We start from the raw sequence: 22,762 nt of genomic DNA on the forward strand, positions 1-22,762 counted from the left end.
ATGTCTGTTGTTGATCCCGGCAGCGTTACCGTTGCACCCAAGCCGATGACCCCGTTTCAGGAATTCTGGCACTACTTCAAACGTAACAAAGGCGCGGTCGTCGGTCTGGTTTACATCATCATTGTGCTGCTGTGCGCCATCTTTGCCGATGTGCTGGCCCCGCATGCCCCTGCTGAGCAGTTCCGCGATGCGCTGCTGCATCCGCCGGTCTGGCAGGAAGGCGGTAACTGGAGCTACATTCTGGGCACCGACGATGTGGGCCGCGATGTGCTATCGCGTCTGATGTACGGTGCGCGCCTGTCGCTGCTGGTGGGTTGTCTTGTAGTCGTACTGTCGCTGATTTTCGGCGTGATATTTGGCCTGCTGGCCGGTTATCTCGGTGGCGTGGTCGATGCCATCATCATGCGCGTAGTCGATATCATGCTGGCATTGCCAAGTCTGCTGCTGGCGCTGGTGCTGGTCGCCATCTTCGGTCCCTCAATCGTTAATGCCTCTATCGCGCTGACGTTTGTGGCGCTGCCGCACTATATCCGTCTGACCCGCGCCGCAGTGCTGGTGGAAGTGAACCGCGACTATGTGACCGCTTCCGGCGTGGCCGGTGCCGGTATGCTGCGCCAGATGTTTGTGAATATTCTGCCTAATTGCCTGGCACCGCTCATCGTGCAGGCGTCATTAGGTTTCTCCAACGCCATTCTTGATATGGCGGCGTTGGGCTTTCTCGGTATGGGTGCGCAACCGCCAACGCCGGAGTGGGGCACCATGCTCTCCGACGTTCTGCAGTATGCGCAAAGTGCCTGGTGGGTCGTGACCTTCCCTGGATTGGTCATTCTGCTTACCGTGCTGGCATTTAACCTGATGGGCGATGGTTTGCGTGATGCCCTCGACCCGAAACTCAAGCAGTAAAGAGGCACCGAGATGGCGTTATTAAATGTAGACAAACTGTCGGTGCATTTCGGCGACGATAAAGCACCGTTCCGCGCGGTTGACCGCATCAGTTATCAGGTTGAGCAGGGCCAGGTCGTGGGTATCGTGGGCGAGTCCGGCTCCGGTAAATCGGTAAGTTCACTGGCGATCATGGGACTGATCGACTTCCCAGGCAAAGTGATGGCGGAGAAGCTGGAGTTCAACCAGCGCGATCTGAAACGCATCTCCGAACGCGAGCGCCGCCAGTTGGTGGGCGCAGAAGTGGCGATGATTTTTCAGGACCCGATGACCAGCCTGAATCCCTGCTACACCGTGGGCTTCCAGATTATGGAAGCGATCAAGGTGCATCAGGGCGGCAATAAGCGCACCCGGCGTCAGCGGGCGATTGACCTGCTGAATCAGGTCGGGATTCCCGATCCTGCGTCACGGCTCGATGTCTATCCGCACCAGCTGTCGGGCGGCATGAGCCAGCGTGTGATGATTGCGATGGCAATCGCCTGTCGGCCTAAGCTGCTGATCGCCGATGAGCCGACCACGGCGCTCGACGTGACCATTCAGGCGCAGATCATTGAACTGCTGCTGGATCTTCAGCGGCAGGAGAACATGGCGCTGATCCTGATTACGCACGATCTGGCGTTAGTGGCAGAAGCGGCGCACCACATTATCGTGATGTATGCCGGTCAGGTCGTGGAGAGCGGTAAAGCGACCGATATCTTCAAAGCGCCGCGCCATCCTTATACGCAGGCGTTGCTGCGCGCGCTGCCGGAGTTTGCGGCCGACAAAGCGCGTCTGGCTTCACTGCCTGGCGTGGTGCCGGGCAAGTATGACCGCCCGGCTGGCTGTCTGCTTAACCCACGCTGCCCTTATGCGACTGACCTTTGTCGTCAGGAAGAACCTGAACTGCGCACCATTCCAGGACGCCAGTCCAAGTGTCACTATCCGCTGGACGATGCCGGGAGACCCACTTATGAGTCATGAAACCACGAAAGATCAGTTCCTGCTGCAGGCGATTGATCTGAAGAAGCACTACCCGGTGAAGAAGGGTCTGTTTGGTCAGGAGCGTCTGGTCAAAGCGCTGGATGGCGTCTCTTTTAATCTGGAGCGCGGCAAAACGCTGGCGGTCGTCGGCGAGTCAGGCTGTGGCAAATCCACCCTGGGACGCCTGCTGACCATGATCGAAACCCCGACTGAAGGCCAGCTTTACTGGCACGGCCAGGATCTGCTGAAACACGATCCCCAGGCGCAGAAGCTGCGTCGCCAGAAAATCCAGATCGTCTTCCAGAACCCCTATGGCTCGCTCAATCCGCGTAAGAAAGTGAGCCAGATTCTGGAAGAGCCGCTAGTGATCAATACCCAGCTCACGAAAGCGGAACGCCGCGAGAAGACGCTGGAGATGATGGCGAAAGTCGGCCTGAAAACCGAGCACTACGACCGCTATCCGCATATGTTCTCAGGCGGGCAGCGTCAGCGTATCGCGATTGCGCGTGGGCTGATGCTCGATCCGGATGTACTGATTGCCGATGAGCCGGTTTCGGCGCTCGACGTGTCGGTGCGCGCCCAGGTGCTGAACCTGATGATGGATCTGCAACAGGATATGGGCCTCTCTTACGTCTTTATCTCGCACGATCTGTCGGTGGTGGAACACATTGCCGATGAGGTGATGGTGATGTATCTCGGCCGTTGCGTAGAGAAAGGCAGCAAAGAGGCGATTTTCGCCAACCCGCGCCATCCTTATACCCAGGCTTTGCTGTCAGCGACGCCGCGTCTGAATCCTGACGACCGTCGTGAGCGCATTAAGCTGACCGGCGAGCTGCCCAGCCCGCTCAATCCGCCGCCAGGCTGCGCCTTCAATGCGCGCTGCCACCGACGTTTTGGCACCTGCGTGCAACTGCAACCGAAGCTGAAAAACTACGGTGGCCAGGAGATTGCCTGCTTCGCGGTCGATCAGGACGAGAATCAGCCGGTGGGTGTGGCAGAAAAGGTCAGCTGACGATTGGCAGCTCAGGCCGTTAATGCAGTGATGGCCCAGGGAGCATATGCTCTTCGCAAATACGCCATCCATGGCCCGCGATGCTTAGCTACAGGCGTATGCTCCCATCTCCTGAAGAGAGTTAGCCGTCTGTGGTTCTGATTTGGTAATGCAATACACCCTGAGCCAGTACAATTTCTTAAGCTGAAGGCTCCTTATTGGAGCCTTTTTTTATCTCAATTCTGCTGCAAACCGCACCGCTGGCGGACCGCCATCACGTTTCGGTTATTTCCCCTCTTTTTCCGTTATCAGATTTAATCTGTTTTTCTTCTGGCGAAATTCGCAGCGAAAAAAGATAAACAGGCTCAATCCCTTATGACAGCGATCGGTTTTTTTTGCGCCTGCGGCCGCCCGATCGTGGCTTAACATTGCGTTTATCATGTCACGTCTGGTTGTACCAGGGGTTGTCAGAGCGGCTAAGTCTTAAAAATTATTGAAACATCGCAGATTAATTTAACTTAAACATCACTTATTAATTATAGGGGTTACTTATCTTATATTGGCTTTATTTTGCTGTAAGTGAATCTTTATGATTAAACTATTTTATTGAATATGCTTTATTTGTAATCAGGTTTTTCTGACTGACATTAAAGGGATGTGTTATATTCCAGGAAAAATCCTCCCTTGTTGCAGGCCACGGCCAATGAAGAATAATTACGATGATTTGCAGCGTTTTAAAGAGAAAACGCAAACGCTCGACATCGACTTTAAAGATATGTCTGGCCAGGCGCAGGAAGCGGCGGAACACAGTAAATGGGCTTTAATTCGTCAACTGGCGAAAGAGGAGCATCAGACCTCATTGGGTGGCGGTCAGCGTATCGACCTGCCGCAGCCACAGCCGCTGCGTGGAGATGAATTTACCGCACCACCACCTGAGGCACCGGCAAGGCCTGCCACACTCAGTGCGCAACCGACGACATCCGCCCGCAGCGCAATTCTCGATAGTCTGTCAGGCAGCAACCTGCCCACGGCCCGCACCGCTGAACGTGACCCTTCAGCACTGTTTCCGCCACCGCCGCCACCGCAAAAACGGGTTGCGGCTGATCCTGTTGCTGTATCACATGCAGAGCCAGTCCGGCCCGCCATGGTGGCGGATTTAAAGCCCACCATCACGCCTGCTACACCCCATTCTGAACCGGAACGGTTTGGTGCGTTGTTCCGCTCGCGCAACAGCGAACCGTCGAATCTGCCAAAAGAAACCTTACTCAAACCGTTACTGGAGAAGATTGCGCTATGCCGTTAGTTTGTGTGTGCTCGCCGAAGGGAGGGGTGGGGAAAACCACGCTGGCGGCGAATCTGGCCTGGAGTCTGGCGCGTTCCGGTAGCAAAGTTCTGGCCATTGATTTCGATGTGCAGAATGCACTGCGTCTTCATTTTGGCGTGCCGCTGCATGATGGCCGCGGATTTGTGGCGCGATCAGAAGAGCAGGCGGACTGGAGCCAGTCGATTCTTACCACCGGCGGCAATATCTTTGTCCTGCCCTATGGCAATGTCACCGAGCCACAGCGCGAACGGTTCGAAGAGAACCTGATGAAAGATCCCCACTTTATTAAGCGTGGTCTGGATACAGTACTTAATTATCCCGGTCTGGTGATTGTCGCTGATTTTCCGCCTGGTCCGGGTCCGGCCCTTAAAGCAATGACGGCGCTGGCCGATATGCATTTAGTGGTGATGTTAGCGGATACCGCCTCTGTGTCGTTATTACCGCAGATTGAAGAGAACCGGATGACCGGGAAACCGCTCAATAATAAGCAGGGGCACTATTTTATCCTGAACCAGTGCGATAACCGCCGGAATATTAATCGCGATGTCACTGCATTTATGCAGCAGCGTCTGGGCGATAATTTACTGGGCGTGGTTCACCGTGATGAAAGTGTGGGTGAAGCCAATGCTTCGCAGCAGTCCGTATATGATTTCAGCCCTGCCTCAGCAGCGGCATTTGATATTGAACTGATCGCCAAACGGGTCAGCAGCATTCTGAATATCACCGTGGGAAATGGCGAAGTTCAGGCTCCCATCCGCACAAATCATTTTTAGTCGGCTATTGCAGGCGACTGACTTAAACAGCTCTTCTCAGGGTGAATCATGAGTAAAATCGGGTTTTACCTGCTGCTGCTGGTGCTTGCACCCGTTGCCGCGGTGATCATCATTACGCCGATGGACAGCCAGAAACAGTATATTTTTGGTCTGATCAGCATCGGCATGATGTTTTTATTGGGTTTCAGCAAGAGCCGCAAAATAACCGTGGTGATGGTGATTCTCTCTGCCCTGATGTCCAGCCGCTATATCTGGTGGCGCACCACTGAGACGCTGCACTTTAATTCCGAAATCGAGGCGATATTAGGGATTGGCTTATATCTTGCGGAGCTTTACGTCTGGCTGATCTTAATTCTTGGCTTCCTGCAAACCACCTGGCCATTAAAGCGCACCATTGAGCCGTTGCCGGACGATACCCGTCTGTGGCCGACGGTCGATATTTATGTGCCGTCTTATAATGAAAGTCTGGATGTGGTGCGCGATACCGTGCTGGCGGCGCAGTGTATCGACTACCCGCGTGACAAACTCAAAATCTATCTGCTGGATGATGGCAAGCGCAGCGAATTTGCCCGATTTGCGGCGGATGTCGGGGTAGGGTATATCACCCGCGACGACAACAAACATGCCAAAGCCGGTAACCTCAACCATGCAATGAAAATCACCAAAGGTGAGCTGATTTGCATCTTCGACTGCGACCACGTGGCGACCCGCACCTTCCTGCAGGCGACGGTGGGGCCGTTTCTGAAAGATCCGAAGCTGGCGCTGTTGCAGACGCCGCACTACTTCTATTCGCCCGATCCCTTTGAGCGTAACCTGCGCGCTGCGCGCAGCATTCCCAACGAAGGCGCGCTGTTTTATGGCCCGGTGCAGCAGGGGAACGACAACTGGAATGCTACCTTCTTCTGCGGCTCCTGTGCGGTGATCCGTCGTTCGGCGCTGGAAGAGATTGGCGGCTTTGCCGTTGAAACTGTCACCGAAGATGCACACACCGCCCTGAAAATGCAGCGCCTGGGCTGGGGCTCAGCCTTCCTGTCGATCCCGCTGGCGGCCGGTCTGGCGACCGAACGTCTGGGTCTGCATATCATCCAGCGTACCCGCTGGGCGCGCGGCATGACGCAGATTTTCCGCGTCGATAATCCGCTGTTTGGCCGTGGCCTGAACTGGCAGCAGCGTCTTTGCTACCTCAACGCCATGCTGCATTTCCAGTTTGGCCTGCCGCGCGTTGCCTTCCTGACCGCGCCACTGGCTTACCTGCTGTTTAACCTCAATATTATTCACTCATCGGCGTCGCTGATTTTTGCCTACGTGCTGCCGCATCTGGTGATGTCGCTCTACGTTAACTCACGCATGAATGGCCGTTTCCGTTACACCTTCTGGGGTGAGATTTATGAGACGGTGATGTGCTTCCATCTGGTCATTCCGACCATCCTGACGCTGCTGTCGCCGAAACATGGCAAGTTTAACGTGACCGACAAAGGCGGTGTGCTGGATCAGGGCTTCTTCGATTTCCACATCGTGCGTCCGCACGTGATTGTGGCGCTGCTGCTGGGCATCGGCATTGTCGCTGGCGTAGTGCGTGCCGTGATGCATGACTATTTTGGCGTCGACCCTTACGTTATTGCGCTCAACGTCGGCTGGGCGATTTTCAGCCTGATTATTCTGATGGCGGCGATTGCCGTGGCGCGCGAAACCAAACAGGTGCGTAAAACCATCCGCGTTGACGTACAAATCCCGGCGATTATTCACTACGCCAGCGGCATTTCATCACGCACCCAGACCAGCAACCTTTCGATGGGCGGTGCACAGCTCGATGCGCCGGATGGCCGTCATGAAACGGATGAAATTGAAGAGATTGATCTGCTGCTGAAATCCGGCGCGATCACCATCCCGGTGAGTAAGATTTCCGGCGATGACGAGAGCATTCGCCTGCGCTTTGAAGCGATGCCGCTGGCGCGTCGTCGCGAACTGGTGCGTGTCGTGCTGGCGCGTGCGGACGCCTGGATCCAGCCAGAGTATAAGCAGGACAACCCGCTGATGTCGCTGGGCACCATTATTCGTACCGTATTTGAGCTGTTCTGGCTGACCTGGAAGGGGCGCCACGATAAACGTAAAAAAGTCGACCCGGTTGCCGCGGCGGCGAAAGAGGATGGCGCGGCATGAAGATCCTGACGCACACGTTGCTGGCCAGTTCACTGACCGCCGCGTTATGGCTGACGCCCGCTGGCGCCGAAACGCCGACGGCGATCGATAACAGCAGTGCCGCGCCGGTAAACAGTCCGGCTCCGACGCCGCCTGATGCTGCTGCAACCACCCAGCCAGCTGAGGCCACTGCAACCTCGAAATCTGCTGATGCCGCCACGAGTGTGCCGGTAACCAGTACGGCTCCGGCGTTGCCTGATGCGGCTGCAACCACGCAACCTGCCAGTGCAGCAGCGAGTGTGCCGGTAACCAGTACGGCTCCGACGCCGCCTGAGGCTGCTGCAACCACTCAGCCAGCTGAGGCCACTGCAACCTTGAAATCTGCTGATGCCGCCGTCAGTGTGCCGGTAAACAGTGCGACTCCGGCGTCGCCTGATGCTGCTGTAACCACACAGTCAGCTGAGGCCACTGTCAGTACACCCGCGGAAAATCAGGCCCCGGCCAGCGGTGCGGCGTATTTGACGCCACCTGCAACGCCTGTTAATCACGCTGCCACACCGGATGCCGGTTCAGCGCAGATGACGGCCCCGGTGAGTGTGGGCGGGTCAGCAGCGCCGTTAGTGCTGTTCGCGGCCCAGCCCGCGGAATCTGTACCGGCCTCTGCGCCACAGAGTGCAGTACCTGATGCCACGCCGACATCAACAAACTCTTCTTACGCACCAGCGGGTGAGGCAACATCAGCGCCTCAAGCGTCAGCGAACGGCGGGTCTTCTTCCGTCGCGCCGGTGACGAGCAGTGGCGCCGTGACCCAGGATAGCAGCGCGCTCTCCGCGGTGCCGCTGCCACAGGGGCTGAGCAATGCCGATCCGGCGCTGGAAGCGGCCGCCAGTGCGCTGCCCTACGCGCCGGGCCAGGCGACTGCGCCGGTTGCAGAACCGCAGCCACCTATCGCGTCGGCCATCAATCAGCCGATCAGCAGCGTGATTTCAGTGGCCCAGATGGGCCAGTCACGCGGCATTACGCTGACCGGCGGTCAGTTACAGTCGGGCATCACTTTTACTCTCCCCAGCGATGAAGTGATTACCAATGCGCGACTCAGTCTGACGCTGCGCGTCTCCGCCGCGCTGGCGGCACGCAATACCTCACTGCAGCTGATGCTGAATGGTCAGCCGCTCGGCACGCTGCCGCTGGGAGCCACGGACAGCGACGTCAGTGATTATGAGCTGGATATTCCGGCGGCGATGGTGGTGTCGAACAACAACCTCAGTTTTAAAATCAACGATGCGGACAAGCTGCTGTGTGAGAAAGAGAGCGCACAGCAGTATCAGGTCACCATTCTGCCGAATACCACGCTGCACCTTGAAGGTCAGCAGCTCAATATTGGCACCCGTCTGCGCAACTTCCCGCGTCCGTTCCTGGATCCGCAGCGGATGACGGCGTCCACCATCACGATGGGCTTTGCCAGTAACGTCTCACCTGATGCGGTCAGCGCGGCTGCGCTGGTGGCTTCCTGGCTCGGCATTCAGAGTGATTATCGCGGCATCCGGTTCCCGGTGGTACGCGGCGAACTGCCGGAAAACAACGGCATCCTGTTTGGTCATCCTGGCGATCGAATCGGCACCCTGACGTTCCCGGCCAGTAATGGCCCGATGCTGCAGGTGGTGGATAACCCCAGTAATCCGGTTTACAAATTGCTGCTGGTCAGTGGTAACAATGACGATCAGCTGCGTCAGGCGGCGAACCGTCTGACGACGCAGCCTTTTACCACCGATGAGAGCCAGCTGCAGGTTCCTGTACAGACCATTGGCAACCGTAAACCTTACGATGCGCCGCGCTGGATTAACACTGACCGCCCGGTTCGCCTGAGCGAACTGCTGCGTAAAGATCAGAGCCTGACCAGCAGCGGCATCTGGCATGATGCGCTGCGGGTTAATTTCCGCGCCGCGCCTGATCTGTTCCTGTGGGATGGCGACACGGTGCCGGTCAATGTGCACTATCGCTTCCCGTCTGAAAGCTGGATTGATGAGGACAACTCGTTCCTTAACGTCATGCTCAACGGCACGTTCCTGCGCAACCTGACGGTGAACAAAGTTGGCCTGCTGGAGAACGCCTGGCATAGATTGGGCGGTGATGCGCGTCAGGAGCAGTATCAGCTGAATCTCGAGCCCTATCTGATCTATGGCGATAACCAGCTGGCGCTCTACTTCAATATTAAACCCCGCGCCGATGCGCCCTGCGGCGTGCTCCTGAATAACAACATCAAGAGCCGGATTGAAGAGGACTCGTGGATCGATCTGAGCCATACCCGCCACTTCAGCATGTTGCCGAACCTCTCTTACTTTGTGGGTGCCTCGTTCCCGTTCTCGCGGCTGGCTGACTTCGGCCAGACCACGCTGCTGCTGCCGGAAACGCCCAGCGATGCTGAGCTGTCGACGCTGCTGGATCTGACGGCGCGAGCCGGAACCGCGACCGGCGTGGCGCTGACGCAGAATCAGGTGCTGTTTGGTCTGCCCACTGGCGGCACCCATCTGGCGCGCATACAGCAGAGCGATCTGCTGGCGGTCAGCACGACAGGTAACACGGCCTTTAATCAGGCGATGCTGGCGGCGTCACCTTATGATGCCACCAGCGGCACCTTTGGAGTTAAAGAGCCCGACACGCTGGAAAAATTACGCGGCTGGCTGACCGGCGACTGGAGTCGTCAGCAGCTGGATGCCGATCGTTACTTCTCATCCAACGAAGCGTGGCGGGGCTTTCTCAGCTACCGGTCGCCATGGAATCGCGATCGGCTGGTGGTGATGACGGTGGCAACCAGCGACGATCAGCTGTTGCGACTGCACAACGATTTAAGTTCGGCGCAGATTAACGCCGCAGTGCGGGGCGACACCGCGATTATCACCGATGAAAACGGCATTCGTAGTTTTCGCGTTGGTGCACAGTTCCCAAGCGGCGAGATGCCCTGGTACATGATGGTGGTATGGTATGCCAACCAGCACTCGGGGCTTCTGGCGGTGGCAGCGATGCTGCTCTCTGCGCTGGTGGGCAGTGCGGTCTGGGTGATGCTGAAGCATCATGCCTGGCGGCGTCTGAACCCGAAGCAGGGCCATGATTCCGGCAGGAAGTAAGGACAACAATAATGAAAAAAAATCCGTTAAGTGCCGGTATTCGTAAAGCGTTGCTGCTGGGCAGCGCGCTGGCCCTGTCACCGCCGCTGCTGGCGGCAGAAAGCGCCAATCCGGCGTTGCAGGCTCTGTTCGATCAGGCCTCCTACTGGCATCAGAAAGCACATGACGACCTGGCGAAAGCCTCACTGCAAAAGGTGCTGATGGTTGAACCCGGCAACACCCAGGCGCTCTATCTGCTGGCCCTCTATTCACAGCAGGGTGGCGACACGGCTGCCGCAGCGCAGTATCGCGCCCGTCTCAGCCAGGTCTCTCCCAGCGATCCGCACCTGAGCGAGCTGGATAATGCGCGCCAGATGCAGACCATTCCGCAGGCGCAGCTTTCGCTGGCACGTCAGCAGGCGCGCAGCGGCAACATTGCGGCGGCATTACAGACCTGGCGCAACACCTTCAGTGGTAATGAGCCGCCACCGAGCGTGGCGGCGGAATATTATCTTACGATGGCGGGTGACCGTACGCTGCTGCCGCAGGCCGTTGAGGCGCTGCGGCAGTTTGCGGCTCAGCATCCGCAGGATACCGGCGCACGGCTGGCGCTGGGTAAAGCGCTGACCTGGCAGGAACCGACCCGTCGCGAAGGCATTGAGGTGCTGAGTTCGCTGGCAAGTGGTAATCAGGATGCCGATCGTTCACTGCGACAGGCGCTGCTGTGGCTCGGTCCGCAGCCGTCAGACGCGGCACTCTATCAGACCTGGCAGCAGCGTCATCCGCAGGACTCCGCCGTCATCGACTACTATCGTAAAAATGTCGGTGGCGCAGAAAAAGGGGCCGGATTCAGCGCGCTGAACAGCGGTGATGTCGGCGGTGCGCAGTCCAGCTTTGAAAAAGTGCTGGGTGCGAATCCGCAGGATGCCGATGCGTTAGCGGGGATGGGCTATGTGGCCCAGCGAGCCGGACATTATCAGGAAGCGGCAGATTATCTGCAGCGGTCTGCTCAGCAGGGCGGCGATCAGGGTTCCTTGCGCCAGCAGCAGGCCGACGATGCCCGCTTTTATGCGCAGCTGGCCAGCGCGCAGCAGGCGCTGAAAAGCGGCGACACGGCGCAGGCGCTGACCTTAAGCGAACCGCTGGCCCAGGCTGACGGCGAAAAAGGGCTGGCCGCCAGGCTGTTCCGCGCCGACGTGCTACGCCGCACCAATCAGCCTGAGCAGGCTGAGCAGATCTACCGCACCATTCTGCAAAGTGATGCGGACAACCGCAGCGCCAAAGAAGGGCTGTTCTACGTTCTGCGTCAGCAGAATCGCAGTGCCGAAGCCAGTACGCTGCTGGGGGCACTGCCGGACAACGTACGTCAGAGCGTCACGCCACGCGCCAATGAAGCCGATGCGCTGCGTCAGCAGGCGAAGCGGCAGCAGGCGGCCGGTAACAACGCCGCTGCTATCGCGACACTGCAGCAGGGCATTCAGCGCTATCCCTTCGATGGCTGGCTGCGGCTCGATTTAGCCCGACTCTATCGTCAGCAGGGCGATACGCTGCTGGCGGCCAACGTGATGCAGCCGGTGATGCGCAACGGGGCCAGCACCAGCGAGCTCTATGCCGGTGCACTTAACGCCAGCGAAAGCGGTGGCTGGCAGCAGGCCAGCGCGTTGCTGTCGCGCATTCCCGCAAACGCACAGACGGCGGCGATGCGTGAGCTGGCGCAGCGGGTGAATTTCAATCTGCAGATGAGCACCGCCGATCAATATCTGGCGCAGGGCGCGATGGCCGCCGCCACCAATACCCTGAAAGCGCTCACGGTCACGCCGCCCGCTAATCCGGTGGATGCCGGAAACCTGGCGCAGAAGCTGGCAAAAGCGGGCGATCTCACCAGCGCGGTATCAGTGGTGCGGACGAACCTGCAGCGTGGCGTACAGGGCAATGCGGGCGATTATGCCGCGCAGATGGCGGTGCTGAATCAGGCAGGCCTCGGCAGTGAGGCGCAGCGCTTCCTCAGCAACCCGGAGCTGCAGGCGCGCAGTACCCCGGCGCAGCTGGCCGGTATTCGTAACGGCTATCTGATTAACGAAGTGGATCGCCTGCGGCAGCAGCGGCAGTACGCAGTGGCCTATGACAAGCTGATAGGTGCGCTGCAGCAGGATCCGCAGAACCGCGATCTGATGTTCGCGATGGCCCGTCTCTATCAGGACGGTAAGATGAACCGGGATGCGGGAGTCGTGTATGACTACCTGATGACCCAGGATACGCCGACCCAGGATGCGCGTGTCGGGGCCATCAACGTCGCGCTGGCGCAGAACAATGTGCAGCGCGCCAGTGAACTGAGCCGCGGCCTTAACAGCACCACGCAGACTCCGGATCGCCTGCTGCTGCTGGCGCGGGTCGCTGAAGCCAATGGCGAGCATTCACAGGCGATGGCGTATCTGCGTTCGGCACGCGGGCAACTGATTGGCCTGCAGGGCGTGCAGTCTGGCAGTGTGCCGACCGTGGGCGGCCTGGCGCTGGCGGACAATCCGTTTATCAACCGCACCACCTCGCCGGTGGGACGTTCACCATCCAGCTACGGTACCGTGCTGCCGTGGCAGGCTTCACCAGTGGCGGCTACTGCGGGGGTGACCACGCAGGATGAACCGGCAGCGGGCAGTAAAACGGTTTCTCAGCAGTCACGGATTCTGCATGACATCGACACCATGATGGATTCGCTGCAGGAGAAAACCGGCACCTGGAGTCAGGGGATGGTGCAGGTACGCGGGCGCGATGGCGAGTCGGGCCTGAGCAAGCTGACGGAAGCCAAAGCGCCGCTGACCTTCTCTACCGTGCCGTTTGAACAGGCGCGTCTCGACTTTACCGCCACGCCGGTCTCACTGACGGCGGGCAGTGGCGCAGCTGATGCCTGGCGTCGTTTCGGCACCAATGCGCTGAGCCAGGGCCGCGTCGTGGCCGCAGGCGGCGCGACGGTCAATGACCTGCCCAACGCGACTACCGATTCGCAGACCGCTTCTGGCGTCGAGCTGAATCTGGCGCTGAAAGGCGACAGCTACAAAGTGGATATCGGCAGTACGCCGCTGGGCCAGGATCTCAGTACGCTGGTCGGTGGCGTGCAGTGGTCACCGAAACTGACCGACTTCCTGACGCTGATCCTGACCGGTGAGCGTCGCGCGATTACCGACAGCCTGCTCTCTTATGTCGGCGCAGAAGATAAAACCAGCGGCAAACGCTGGGGACGGGTCACGAAGAACGGCGCGAACGCCCTGTTAAGCTATGACAATGGCGATGCGGGCTTCTACGCTGGTGGCGGCGCTTACAGCTACCTTGGCGAGAATGTCGCCAGCAACAACAGCCTGCAGGCGACTGCCGGGGCCTATGTCCGTCCGTTCCACAGTGACGATCGCGAGCTGAAAGTGGGCATGAATCTGGCGTGGATGGACTTCTCAAAAAATCTCAGTTACTTCAGCTATGGGCAGGGTGGTTACTTCAGCCCGCAGAACTACGCGTCGGTCTCGTTCCCGATAGAGTTCACCCGCAAATTTGACGATTTAAAAGTCAATATCGGCGGTGCAGCCGGTTATCAGACCTACAGTCAGGATAAGAGCGCGTACTTCCCGTCGGATGCCAGCCTGCAGTCGGCGCTGGAATCTCTTGCTGCCAGCGGCAGCGTGAAAGACGCTTACTACTCTGGCGGCAGTAAAAACGGCATCGGCTATAACCTGCACGCCGGAGCGGACTACAAACTCAATAAAGATGTGACGATTGGCGGCCAGTTGGGTTATGACACCTTTGGTGACTACAACGAAAGCAGCGCCCGGCTCTATGTCCGTTACCTGTTCGGAGAGAAGTAATGAGTGAACATTCGGGGGTATCGCATCCTTATCAGCCGGGCTGGTTTGACCTGGTCAGCGTACTGATTGACGGGATGATCGCCAACGCCGGTCAGCAGGAGGCGGAAGCCTTTCTCTACAGGATGGGTGAATCGCTGGCGACCCGCTATCCTTTGCCAGAGTCGCGCACCGTGCAGGATCTGGAGCGCGAGGCCAACCTGCAACTGGCGCGGTTTAACTGGGGCTTTGTGCAGCTTCAGCCGGAAGAGAAGGCGCTGCTGATTGTGTATCACGCCTTACCGGCAGGCGACAGTCTCCCTTCTCCGGCTGACTGGCAGGCGGCGTTTGGTGCGGTCATCGCCGGACTTTTTTCAGGCTGGTTGCAGGGCCAGGGCGGCAGCAGAATGGTGCCGGTGACGCTTGAACTCAACGATGGCAGCACGCTGCACTATCGATATCAATAGGATCAGAAATGAAACGTAAGCCATTCTGGATGGGCTGGATCTGCTCTGTTTTACTGCTGGCCTGCAGCGCGCAGGCAAGTGCCAGCGGCTGGGATACCTTTAAAAGCCGTTTTCTGACCGCCGAAGGGCGGATCACGGACACCGCTAATAACAATGTCAGTCACACCGAAGGTCAGGGGTATGGCATGTTGCTGGCGGTGGCCAACAACGATCGCGCCACCTTCGATCGGCTGTGGCAGTGGACGCGCACTCAGCTGCGTAATCCGCAGACCGATCTCTTCTACTGGCGCTATGTGCCGGGCAGTGATAATCCGGTGGCTGACAAAAATAACGCCTCGGATGGCGATGTGCTGCTGGCATGGGCGCTACAGCGCGCCGCACAGAAATGGCAGGAGGAGAGCTATCAGCAGGCGTCTGACCGCATTCAGCGCGCCATCATCAAGCTGGATGTGACCAGCTTTGGCGGCCATACCGTCCTGCTGCCGGGTGCACAGGGTTTCAATAAAACCAGCTACGTGGTGCTGAATCCCTCGTACTTCCTGTTTCAGGCGTGGCGGGAGTTTGGCGAGCGCAGTCATCTGCAGGTCTGGGATAAGCTGATTAATGATGGTTTTGATCTGCTGGGTAAGCTGAGCTTTGGCAAAACCGGCCTGCCACTGGACTGGGTCGCGCTGAATGCGGATGGGTCGGTTGCGCCGGCTGTCGGCTATTCAAACCGCTTCAGCTACGATGCGATTCGCGTGCCGCTGAACATCTGGTGGTACGATCCGCACAGTCTGGCGCTGGTGCCGTTTCAGCGCGTCTGGCAGGGTTACAGCCGCATGCTGACCCCCGCCTGGTTCGATGTGCTGGCGAATGCACCAGCCCCTTATCATCTTGAGGGCGGTCTTCTGGCGGTACGTGACCTGACGCTGAATGAGACCGGCTATCTGAGCGATACGCTGGCTGCCGATCAAAACTACTTCTCTGCCAGCCTGCAACTGTTGACCTGGCAGGCGTTTCAGGAGAAGCGCTGATCAATCGCATAACGTCGGCGCTGGCCGCCATTATGCGGCTGATAACCCGGTGTGTCAGGCGCTGAGCCGCGCCTGACACATACTTCTGCTATCCGGCGGTAAGGCGTTACTGCGGATAGGGCACCCAGTCGCCGCCGTTGAGCCTGATCCAGGGCTTGCCCTGATACATCATCACCACCGCCCCGTCGTTTTCTGACACCACTGGCGTCTGCGGCAGCTTGTCGGTCAATACCGACATATTCACATTCGGCGCATTAAATACCTGCCCATCCACCACCCGCGACACAATTTCTGAGATCGCCAGCAGGCTGGTCGGTGCATCAATATTGAGAGGCTGACCCTGATGCGGGGCTTTCATGCCGACAAACTTAATCCCCACCGGCACATGCGTAATGGCAGGGCTGGGAATATCCCGCAGGCCTGACATCTGCATCTTATCACCCTGCAGTGCGGCACCATGCTCCGGTACGACCAGCACCATCACCCGACGGCCCGACTTCTCCAGCTGGGTGAGGAAGGCGTCGATTTGATCAAACAGCAGTTGAGCGCGCGGCTTCCATGGGGCGGTCTGGGTGCTGCCCAGCTCACGGGTGCCGTCGTGCAGCGGGATCAGGTTGTAGAAGGTGGCGCTGCGGGCATCGCTGCTCTTGCTGCGTTCGTCCAGCCAGCGCTGCATCAGCTGAGCATCGTTAAGCACCGGCGAGCCGTCGAATGAGGTCAGCTCCGGGGCAATGCCCGCCTGTGACATCAGCGGTGCCTGAATATCGCCGCCCTCGCGCAGTTCCTTGAGATAGTTACCGAACACACCAGTGTGATCCATCATCAGTTGCTCTTTAAAGCCCAGCTTCGCCAGATTATCGAACAGATAACAGCGTGAATCGGTGGGTTTGTAGAGTTCGCTGTGCGAAATCTGACCGCAACTGGCACGCAGCAGACGAATCCCCGCCGGTCCGCTGTAGCTGGTGGCGGAGTTATAGTTGGTCAGCATGATGTCGACGTGCTGCCACAGCGGATGATTACGCAACTGGGCGGCATCCATGTCGGACCAGGCGAGTGAACAGATGTTGATCACCAGGATGTCGAACGGCTGCGAATCGGCTGGCAGGCTGTCAGGGAAATGGGTGTAGCGCTTGCGTTCATTCTCGTAAAAACGGCTGAGCCAGGCGGTCAGGCTGGCGCTGGTGGGCGCGGCTGACTGATCAAGCCCATCCGGCACGGCAGCGGCCTGGCTGGCAGCAGCCGGTGTCTGATTCAGCACCACCGGCGGGGTCGTCGCGCGGGTCGGCAGCAGCGACATCGCCGGACCCGCAATGGTCAGCACGTTGAGCCAGATCAGCATCAGCGAAACCAGCACGGTGATGCGAACCCACTGTGAAATAAACAGATAGAGCACCAGCAGAACAAACAGGGCACCCACCATTTGCCAGTTGATAAAACGGTCAGCCAGATCGAGCAGGTAAGCACCCGAGAAGCCCGCCAGTTGATCGCCCTGGCTGAGAATGCTGCTGAGTCCCGGTAGCCAGGTGTCATGCCAGAACAGCGCGAGGCCAACAGGGATCGAGACCCAATGGCGCAGGCGATGCAGGCGAACCGACGGCAGCGGGAAAAGCAGCCAGGCAAGAAACACCAGATTACTCAGGGCGTGAAAATTGAGGTAGCCGTACCACAGCAGGGCGAATTTGACTAAAAAGTAGAAGTTCCAGCCGCCCAGTCCGCGCCAGCAGGACCACAAACGGGAAGAGTGGGCCGCAGCGGGTTGATCATTTTTCATTAATTTTTGCATCCGTTTTTGGAGATTGACGCTGCCAGTGACCTTCAGACTTCAGCGCGCGAGCAGGCAACAGCCGATTCAGCAGGCCATTCCAGCGACGCGGCAGCCACTGGTGCCAGACCGGCTTTAAAATCAGCAAAATAACAACGACCAGCAGCGCAATCTGTACCCAATCCATCAGGTTCATCGGGATTCATTCTCCGGCAGTAAAGTGATGGGCAGGGGAGCTGAGCGTTCCTGCGCTTCGTGCCGGCGCTCGACGGCGACACGTGTTGTCTCTGATACCGGCGTCAGATCCTGAATCGCCATGGGCGTCAGTTTCTTAATATTGCTGACTTCCGCAAGGATCTGATTATCCTCGAACCAGACCATTCGGTTTGCAAACAGCTCGTCATGGGGCAATGAAAATATATATTTCAATGCTTTATCAAGATCGTTATAGCGGCAGGAGGAGAGAAACAGAATGACGCGATCTTCCAGTACCGTGACCAGGTCGCCAAAGCGGCGCGGCTTACAAAGTGTCAGAATCTGCTGCGGTTTAAGCTGTGGCACCGGCCGCAACGCCACCAGCAGGCCCTTATCATTTTCCGGCAGTAAAGTATTACTGATCAACTGGCTGACTGACTGGCAGAAGGCGTCAAGCCGCAGGTAGCCTTTTTCATGCAGAGGCTGCAACGACGCGGTTAACGCTTCAAGACTGGCGGGAACACGGCGGTTAAACACCTGTCCCTGAAGACCTTCAAGTGTGGTCAGAAACCGCGACATTGGCGCGTTGGTCGGCACAATAACGTTTACCCCGCAGGCCAGCAGCAGACGTTCGTCGCTGTAACGCAGGCTGGCACCCATCTCACGCACCACAATTTTCAGGCCGTTGCCGCGTCCGCGTCGCAGGCTGTGTACAAACTTCGCCAGTTCGTTGATAAGGTCGCTTCGGGTCAGGCTGAAAATAACCGTTGCGGCATTGGCCTGTTGAGCCCGTAACCAGACCTGCTCATTATCATCAAAGAGTTGCCACTGGCGTGAAAGTGACGGTGCACCCTCAAGCACTATTTTGTCTGCAAGATAATGCTGCTCGTCATTAAGGCTCAGCGGTTCCTGATTTTCATTTAAAGTAAAGAAACGATCCGCTTCACAGCCCAGGCGTATTGCACGATCGGCCAGCAGGCGTTCTGCTGCATACCACCAGTTAATTCGATACTGCCAGCTATCCTGCTGAAAGCCCAAATGCGCCACGCCATCCAGCTGACGAAAATAACGCTGAAGATTATTACTCAGGTTTATTATAGTGGAACCGGAAGTCACGATTAAAAGCGTGAGTTTTCTTTTATGCAGCGTGTGGCGCATACCCTTTATCCACCGCGTTAATTCGGCGTCATCGAGCTTATCCCATTGCGCTGCACTGCTGTTAAATATCACCAGGCCGTTTTTACTGCCGAGCGTGCGCAGAAAATCACTTTCCAGCTGCAACAGACTCCGTTTGCTTTTGGGAAGAGAAAACAGCGGGATACGGTCAGGACCGCCGACCGGGTCGGGCGTCAGTAAATCACGCGGCGGCTGATCAGCGCTGATGAGCGTGACGGCCTGCTGATGTGAAATCACCTGTCGAATAAAAGTGCGGGCGTCATCCTGCCGTGCACAAGTGACCCAATAACAGCCAGGGGTTTGCAATGCCGTTAATTCAGGCTGAACATGCAACAGCCCTAGCGAAAAAGAATTTTTCATATTGAATTCGTTATTTTTCCAGTCCAGGCTAGCTTATTATAGACAGGCCAGGATGTAACCTGAGAAATTTAAAGATTTCTGATGGCAGGCTGGCTCACAATGTTGTGCAAATGCCGCGTTTCAGGAAATTTTTTAATGCCCTTTTTACGCGCGGCCGGTCATTCTGAATCTGACATTGTTTTATTTTTGGCGAACAGTAATGAAAAACCAGAATCTTTATAACCCTGTCGCCACTGCTGGCGAGCGTCAGGATGATATTAGCGCTTTGCGTGACGCCTTTTCTTTGCACTCTTTTCGCTATGTCGATATTGCACGTGAAGAGCGCCTGAAAGAGATCGTGTCACGCTGGCCGCTGTTAGCGGAAACGCTCCCCAGCCAGCCTGAGCAACCTGACTGATGCCGCTGATAGCGCTTCAGGGCGTGCGGGGCGGCGTTGGCACAACCTCTCTTTGTGCAGGACTCGGCTGGGCGCTCGCGACCCTCGGCGAGCGGGTCTTACTGATCGACGGCTCGCCGGTCAGTCAGCTCGGCGTGCATTTTAATCTGCCCGCTCAGCAGGAGAGTGGCTGGATGCAGGCGCTGTGCGATGATGAGGCGTGGCAGCATGCCGCGCTTCGCTATCCCAATGGACCTGATTTGCTTCCTCATGGTGTGCTTTCTCATCAGCATGCGTTGACTATTGCCCACCAGAATGAGGCGGTGGCCGCGCCGCTGCTCCAGGCATTGCCGGACCTGCAGGTGCGCTATCAGTGGATTATTTTCGATTTGCCCGCCGATCCCCTGCCGTGGCACGAAACGCTCTATCCGGAACTGGACGGTGTACTGTGCGTCACTCAGCCAGACGCGAATTGTCATTTACGCCTGAGCCAGCGTCATTTTCCAGTGCATACCCGGTTTATTATCAATCAGTTTAATGCTAACAGTCGTCTGCAGCAGGACCTCCATCAGCTCTGGATGGCTTCGCTGACAGAGCTGATACCGCTGCTAATCCACCGCGATGAGGCGCTGGCTGAATCGCTGATGATGAAGCAGCCGGTCGGTGAATATCGGCCACATGCGTTAGTCAGCGAAGAGATCATCACGCTGGCAAACTGGCTGCTGCTCAATCTGAATGGGGTGAGGTCGTGAACCCGTTGCGCTGGCTGTTGACTGCTCCCGCCTGGCAATCGCTGCACAGCGGCTATACCACCGCGCGTGGCAACGGCGCTTCACGCTTCGCCAGTGCACTCCACCTGTTCTGGTCTGTTCTGGGGGTGATGCTGCTCCGTTTCGAAAGCCCGGCCTGGCAGCGTGTTATTCAGCAGCGTCGCCGACTTTATCCGCACATCTCACCAGAGCGTCCGCGTCCGCTGGATATTTTGCGTTATCTGATTCAGACACTCTGGCTGATTGTGATCCGGCTACCGGGTGCGCGCGGGCGCGGCGGCGTTAATCGCCTGAGCGTGCTGACTGACTGGCGGCACCACGGTTATCGCTGGCTGGATAATCTTGTCGCCCGCTCGCAAACCCAGGGCATTGATACGCGTCTTGAACAGCGGCTGAAGCGCCTGTCGCCGCTGATGCGACGCAGCCTTTTCATTGTTATTGCCCTCTTTGCCTCACTGCTGGCGTTGCTCTGTATCAGCCAGCCCTTTGGTCTCATGACCCAGTTTATTTTTGTCGTACTGCTCTGGGGCCTGGCAATGCTGGTACGGCGCATACCGGGGCGTTTCCCCACGATGATGCTGATCGTACTGTCGCTGACCGTATCGTGCCGCTACCTCTGGTGGCGCTATACCTCGACGCTGAACTGGGACGATCCACTGAGCCTGATCTTTGGTCTGCTGCTGATTGCAGCAGAGACCTACGCCTGGGTGGTGCTGGTGCTGGGCTATTTCCAGACACTCTGGCCGCTTAACCGTCAGCCAGTTTCTATGCCGGCGGACCGTTCGCAGTGGCCATCGGTGGACCTGCTGGTGCCGACCTATAACGAACCACTCAGCGTTGTCAGACCGACGCTCTATGCTGCGCTGGGCATTGACTGGCCGAAAGATCGCCTGACTATCTATCTGCTCGACGACGGCAACCGACCGGAATTCCGCGAATTTGCCACCAGCATTGGCATTAACTATGTGGTGCGCCCCTCTAACGAACATGCCAAGGCGGGCAACATCAACCACGCGCTGAAAAAGTACTGCCGCAGCGACTTCGTCTCGATCTTTGACTGCGACCATGTGCCAACTCGCTCATTTTTACAGATGGCCATGGGCTGGTTTATCAAGGACCCCCGGCTGGCGATGCTGCAGACGCCGCATCACTTCTTTTCGCCCGATCCGTTTGAGCGCAATCTCGGGCGGTTTCGCCGTACGCCGAATGAGGGATCGCTGTTTTACGGGCTGGTGCAGGACGGTAATGATACCTGGGACGCCACCTTCTTCTGCGGCTCCTGCGCCATTCTGCGTCGTACCGCGCTGGAAGAGATTGGCGGTATTGCCGTAGAAACCGTGACTGAAGATGCTCATACCTCGCTGCGTCTGCATCGGCTTGGCTACACCTCAGCCTACATCCGCATTCCTCAGGCGGCCGGACTGGCAACCGAAAGCCTGTCAGCGCATATCGGACAGCGTATCCGCTGGGCACGCGGCATGGTGCAGATTTTCCGCCTGGATAATCCGCTGTTTGGTAAAGGGCTGAAGTGGGTGCAGCGGCTCTGTTATGCCAACGCCATGCTGCACTTTCTGTCCGGCATTCCAAGGCTGATCTTCCTGCTGGCGCCGCTGGCATTTTTACTCTGCCATGCCTACATCATCTACGCGCCTGCGCTGGCGATCGCGATTTATGTTTTACCTCACATGCTGCATACCAGCCTCACCAACTCGCGTATCCAGGGGCGCTGGCGTCACTCTTTCTGGAGCGAAGTCTACGAGACGGTGCTGGCCTGGTATATCGCCCGCCCGACCACCGTAGCGCTGTTCAATCCCCACAAAGGCAAGTTTAACGTTACCGCCAAAGGCGGACTGGTCGAGGAGCAGCACCTGGACTGGGTGATCACCAAGCCCTATATGCTGCTGGTGCTGCTCAATCTGGCGGGTGTGCTGATGGCGTTCTGGCGCATACAGCATGGTCCGGCAAACGAGATACTGACGGTATGCGTAAGCCTGATTTGGGTGATCTACAACATGATTATTCTCGGTGGCGCGGTAGCGGTGTCGGTTGAAGCACGACAGATCCGCGAGGCGCATCGGGTAGAGATTGCCATGCCCGCTGCCATCGCACGCGAGGATGGTCACATGCTGCCCTGTACGCTGCGTGATTACTCTGACGGCGGCGTAGGGCTGGAAATGCGCGAACCGGATGCGCTGCGGGAAAATGAAAAAGTCTGGCTGCTGCTGCGTCGTGGACAGCAGGAGTTCAGTTTTCCGTGCCAGGTCCAGCGTGTCTTTGGCCGTCGGGCAGGTGTCCGTCTGCATCAGCTGACCACCCAGCAACATATTGATTTTATCCAGTGTACCTTCGCCCGTGCCGATACCTGGGCACTGTGGCAGGACGGTTTTCCGGAGGATAAGCCGGTGCAGAGTCTGGCCGACATCATGATCCTCGGCTTTAAAGGTTATCTGCGCCTGGCGGAATATGGCCCGCCGCAGTTACGTCGGTTGTTTAACCTGCTTACCGCTGGGGTAAGCTGGCTGGCTTCGCTGTTGCCGCAAGGCATCGGACGCGTGCCCGCTTCAAAAAATCTGCATTGAGTTG

Annotated in this window: 16 protein-coding genes; 13 read left to right on the forward strand and 3 right to left on the reverse strand. The window is 57.7% G+C overall.

The window, feature by feature from the left end; genetic code table 11:
* The 10 genes from dppC to AC6I8J_RS00620 all read left to right on the forward strand — a co-directional run bounded on the left by dppC (position 1) and on the right by AC6I8J_RS00620 (position 15,540).
* Positions 1-903, forward strand: coding sequence for a dipeptide ABC transporter permease DppC (dppC, locus tag AC6I8J_RS00575; RefSeq protein WP_013359639.1), 903 nt, complete (start codon positions 1-3; stop codon positions 901-903).
* Positions 904-915: 12 nt separating this feature from the next.
* The gene (dppD, locus tag AC6I8J_RS00580; RefSeq protein WP_033784396.1) at positions 916-1,902 is read left to right on the forward strand and encodes a dipeptide ABC transporter ATP-binding protein; all 987 of its coding nucleotides are present in this window, start codon (positions 916-918) and stop codon (positions 1,900-1,902) included.
* Positions 1,892-2,914 (forward strand): dipeptide ABC transporter ATP-binding subunit DppF, encoded by a 1,023-nt coding sequence (gene dppF, locus AC6I8J_RS00585; RefSeq protein ID WP_013359641.1) that lies wholly within the window; start codon positions 1,892-1,894, stop codon positions 2,912-2,914. Before dppD ends, dppF begins: the two co-directional genes overlap by 11 nt.
* Before the next feature lie 682 nt (positions 2,915-3,596).
* Positions 3,597-4,196, forward strand: a complete 600-nt coding sequence (bcsO, locus tag AC6I8J_RS00590) for a cellulose biosynthesis protein BcsO (RefSeq protein ID WP_161734191.1) — start codon at positions 3,597-3,599, stop codon at positions 4,194-4,196.
* The gene (bcsQ, locus tag AC6I8J_RS00595; RefSeq protein WP_161734193.1) at positions 4,187-4,990 is read left to right on the forward strand and encodes a cellulose biosynthesis protein BcsQ; all 804 of its coding nucleotides are present in this window, start codon (positions 4,187-4,189) and stop codon (positions 4,988-4,990) included. Before bcsO ends, bcsQ (AC6I8J_RS00595) begins: the two co-directional genes overlap by 10 nt.
* Positions 4,991-5,038: 48 nt before the next feature.
* A complete protein-coding gene (gene bcsA, locus AC6I8J_RS00600; protein WP_161734195.1) occupies positions 5,039-7,150 on the forward strand; it encodes a UDP-forming cellulose synthase catalytic subunit in 2,112 nt (703 codons plus the stop codon).
* Positions 7,147-10,254: a cellulose biosynthesis cyclic di-GMP-binding regulatory protein BcsB gene (gene bcsB, locus AC6I8J_RS00605; protein WP_497824991.1), complete on the forward strand. Its 3,108-nt coding sequence runs from the start codon at positions 7,147-7,149 to the stop codon at positions 10,252-10,254. The genes bcsA (AC6I8J_RS00600) and bcsB overlap by 4 nt, the downstream gene beginning before the upstream one ends.
* Positions 10,255-10,265: 11 nt before the next feature.
* Positions 10,266-14,081 carry a cellulose biosynthesis protein BcsC gene (locus tag AC6I8J_RS00610; protein ID WP_497824992.1) on the forward strand — a complete coding sequence of 1,272 codons (3,816 nt, stop codon included), beginning with the start codon at positions 10,266-10,268 and terminating at the stop codon, positions 14,079-14,081.
* On the forward strand, positions 14,081-14,524 hold the full coding sequence (bcsD, locus tag AC6I8J_RS00615) for a cellulose biosynthesis protein BcsD (RefSeq protein WP_161734202.1): 444 nt from the start codon (positions 14,081-14,083) through the stop codon (positions 14,522-14,524). The genes AC6I8J_RS00610 and bcsD overlap by 1 nt, the downstream gene beginning before the upstream one ends.
* A gap of 8 nt (positions 14,525-14,532) precedes the next feature.
* On the forward strand, positions 14,533-15,540 hold the full coding sequence (locus tag AC6I8J_RS00620) for a family 8 glycosyl hydrolase (protein ID WP_161734204.1): 1,008 nt from the start codon (positions 14,533-14,535) through the stop codon (positions 15,538-15,540).
* A gap of 106 nt (positions 15,541-15,646) precedes the next feature.
* Here AC6I8J_RS00620 and bcsG read toward each other — a convergent pair whose 3' ends face one another.
* From bcsG to bcsE, 3 genes are read right to left on the reverse strand one after another with little or no spacing between them, the layout of a single operon-like run.
* Positions 15,647-17,311 (reverse strand): cellulose biosynthesis protein BcsG, encoded by a 1,665-nt coding sequence (gene bcsG, locus AC6I8J_RS00625; RefSeq protein WP_161734206.1) that lies wholly within the window; start codon positions 17,309-17,311, stop codon positions 15,647-15,649.
* Complete coding sequence (bcsF, locus tag AC6I8J_RS00630) at positions 17,301-17,498, reverse strand: cellulose biosynthesis protein BcsF (protein WP_098051885.1); 198 nt, start codon at positions 17,496-17,498, stop codon at positions 17,301-17,303. The genes bcsG and bcsF overlap by 11 nt, the downstream gene beginning before the upstream one ends.
* Positions 17,495-19,033, reverse strand: coding sequence for a cellulose biosynthesis protein BcsE (gene bcsE, locus AC6I8J_RS00635; protein ID WP_497824993.1), 1,539 nt, complete (start codon positions 19,031-19,033; stop codon positions 17,495-17,497). Before bcsE ends, bcsF begins: the two co-directional genes overlap by 4 nt.
* 199 nt (positions 19,034-19,232) lie before the next feature.
* On the opposite strand from bcsE, the gene bcsR reads away from it, so the two are divergent.
* From bcsR to bcsA (AC6I8J_RS00650), 3 genes are read left to right on the forward strand one after another with little or no spacing between them, the layout of a single operon-like run.
* Entirely contained in the window at positions 19,233-19,430 is a 198-nt protein-coding gene (gene bcsR / locus AC6I8J_RS00640) for a cellulose biosynthesis protein BcsR (protein ID WP_161734210.1), read from the forward strand.
* The gene (gene bcsQ / locus AC6I8J_RS00645) at positions 19,430-20,161 is read left to right on the forward strand and encodes a cellulose biosynthesis protein BcsQ (protein WP_161734212.1); all 732 of its coding nucleotides are present in this window, start codon (positions 19,430-19,432) and stop codon (positions 20,159-20,161) included. The genes bcsR and bcsQ (AC6I8J_RS00645) overlap by 1 nt, the downstream gene beginning before the upstream one ends.
* A complete protein-coding gene (bcsA, locus tag AC6I8J_RS00650; RefSeq protein ID WP_497824994.1) occupies positions 20,158-22,758 on the forward strand; it encodes a UDP-forming cellulose synthase catalytic subunit in 2,601 nt (866 codons plus the stop codon). The genes bcsQ (AC6I8J_RS00645) and bcsA (AC6I8J_RS00650) overlap by 4 nt, the downstream gene beginning before the upstream one ends.
* The last annotated feature ends 4 nt before the right edge of the window (positions 22,759-22,762 follow it).

It is taken from the genome of Pantoea sp. X-Soil-ISGK-355 (assembly GCF_059730805.1).

What these genes read in the sequence shown, in the direction of transcription:
- bcsA (WP_161734195.1), top strand. Translation starts at nt 5,039, where the DNA reads ATGAGTAAAATCGGGTTTTACCTGCTGCTGCTGGTGCTTGCACCCGTT.
- bcsB (WP_497824991.1), top strand. Translation starts at nt 7,147, where the DNA reads ATGAAGATCCTGACGCACACGTTGCTGGCCAGTTCACTGACCGCCGCG.
- bcsQ (WP_161734212.1), top strand. Translation starts at nt 19,430, where the DNA reads ATGCCGCTGATAGCGCTTCAGGGCGTGCGGGGCGGCGTTGGCACAACC.
- dppF (WP_013359641.1), top strand. Translation starts at nt 1,892, where the DNA reads ATGAGTCATGAAACCACGAAAGATCAGTTCCTGCTGCAGGCGATTGAT.
- bcsG (WP_161734206.1), bottom strand. Translation starts at nt 17,311, where the DNA reads ATGAAAAATGATCAACCCGCTGCGGCCCACTCTTCCCGTTTGTGGTCC.
- AC6I8J_RS00610 (WP_497824992.1), top strand. Translation starts at nt 10,266, where the DNA reads ATGAAAAAAAATCCGTTAAGTGCCGGTATTCGTAAAGCGTTGCTGCTG.
- bcsE (WP_497824993.1), bottom strand. Translation starts at nt 19,033, where the DNA reads ATGAAAAATTCTTTTTCGCTAGGGCTGTTGCATGTTCAGCCTGAATTA.
- bcsO (WP_161734191.1), top strand. Translation starts at nt 3,597, where the DNA reads ATGAAGAATAATTACGATGATTTGCAGCGTTTTAAAGAGAAAACGCAA.
- bcsQ (WP_161734193.1), top strand. Translation starts at nt 4,187, where the DNA reads ATGCCGTTAGTTTGTGTGTGCTCGCCGAAGGGAGGGGTGGGGAAAACC.
- bcsF (WP_098051885.1), bottom strand. Translation starts at nt 17,498, where the DNA reads ATGAACCTGATGGATTGGGTACAGATTGCGCTGCTGGTCGTTGTTATT.
- dppD (WP_033784396.1), top strand. Translation starts at nt 916, where the DNA reads ATGGCGTTATTAAATGTAGACAAACTGTCGGTGCATTTCGGCGACGAT.
- AC6I8J_RS00620 (WP_161734204.1), top strand. Translation starts at nt 14,533, where the DNA reads ATGAAACGTAAGCCATTCTGGATGGGCTGGATCTGCTCTGTTTTACTG.
- dppC (WP_013359639.1), top strand. Translation starts at nt 1, where the DNA reads ATGTCTGTTGTTGATCCCGGCAGCGTTACCGTTGCACCCAAGCCGATG.
- bcsR (WP_161734210.1), top strand. Translation starts at nt 19,233, where the DNA reads ATGAAAAACCAGAATCTTTATAACCCTGTCGCCACTGCTGGCGAGCGT.
- bcsD (WP_161734202.1), top strand. Translation starts at nt 14,081, where the DNA reads ATGAGTGAACATTCGGGGGTATCGCATCCTTATCAGCCGGGCTGGTTT.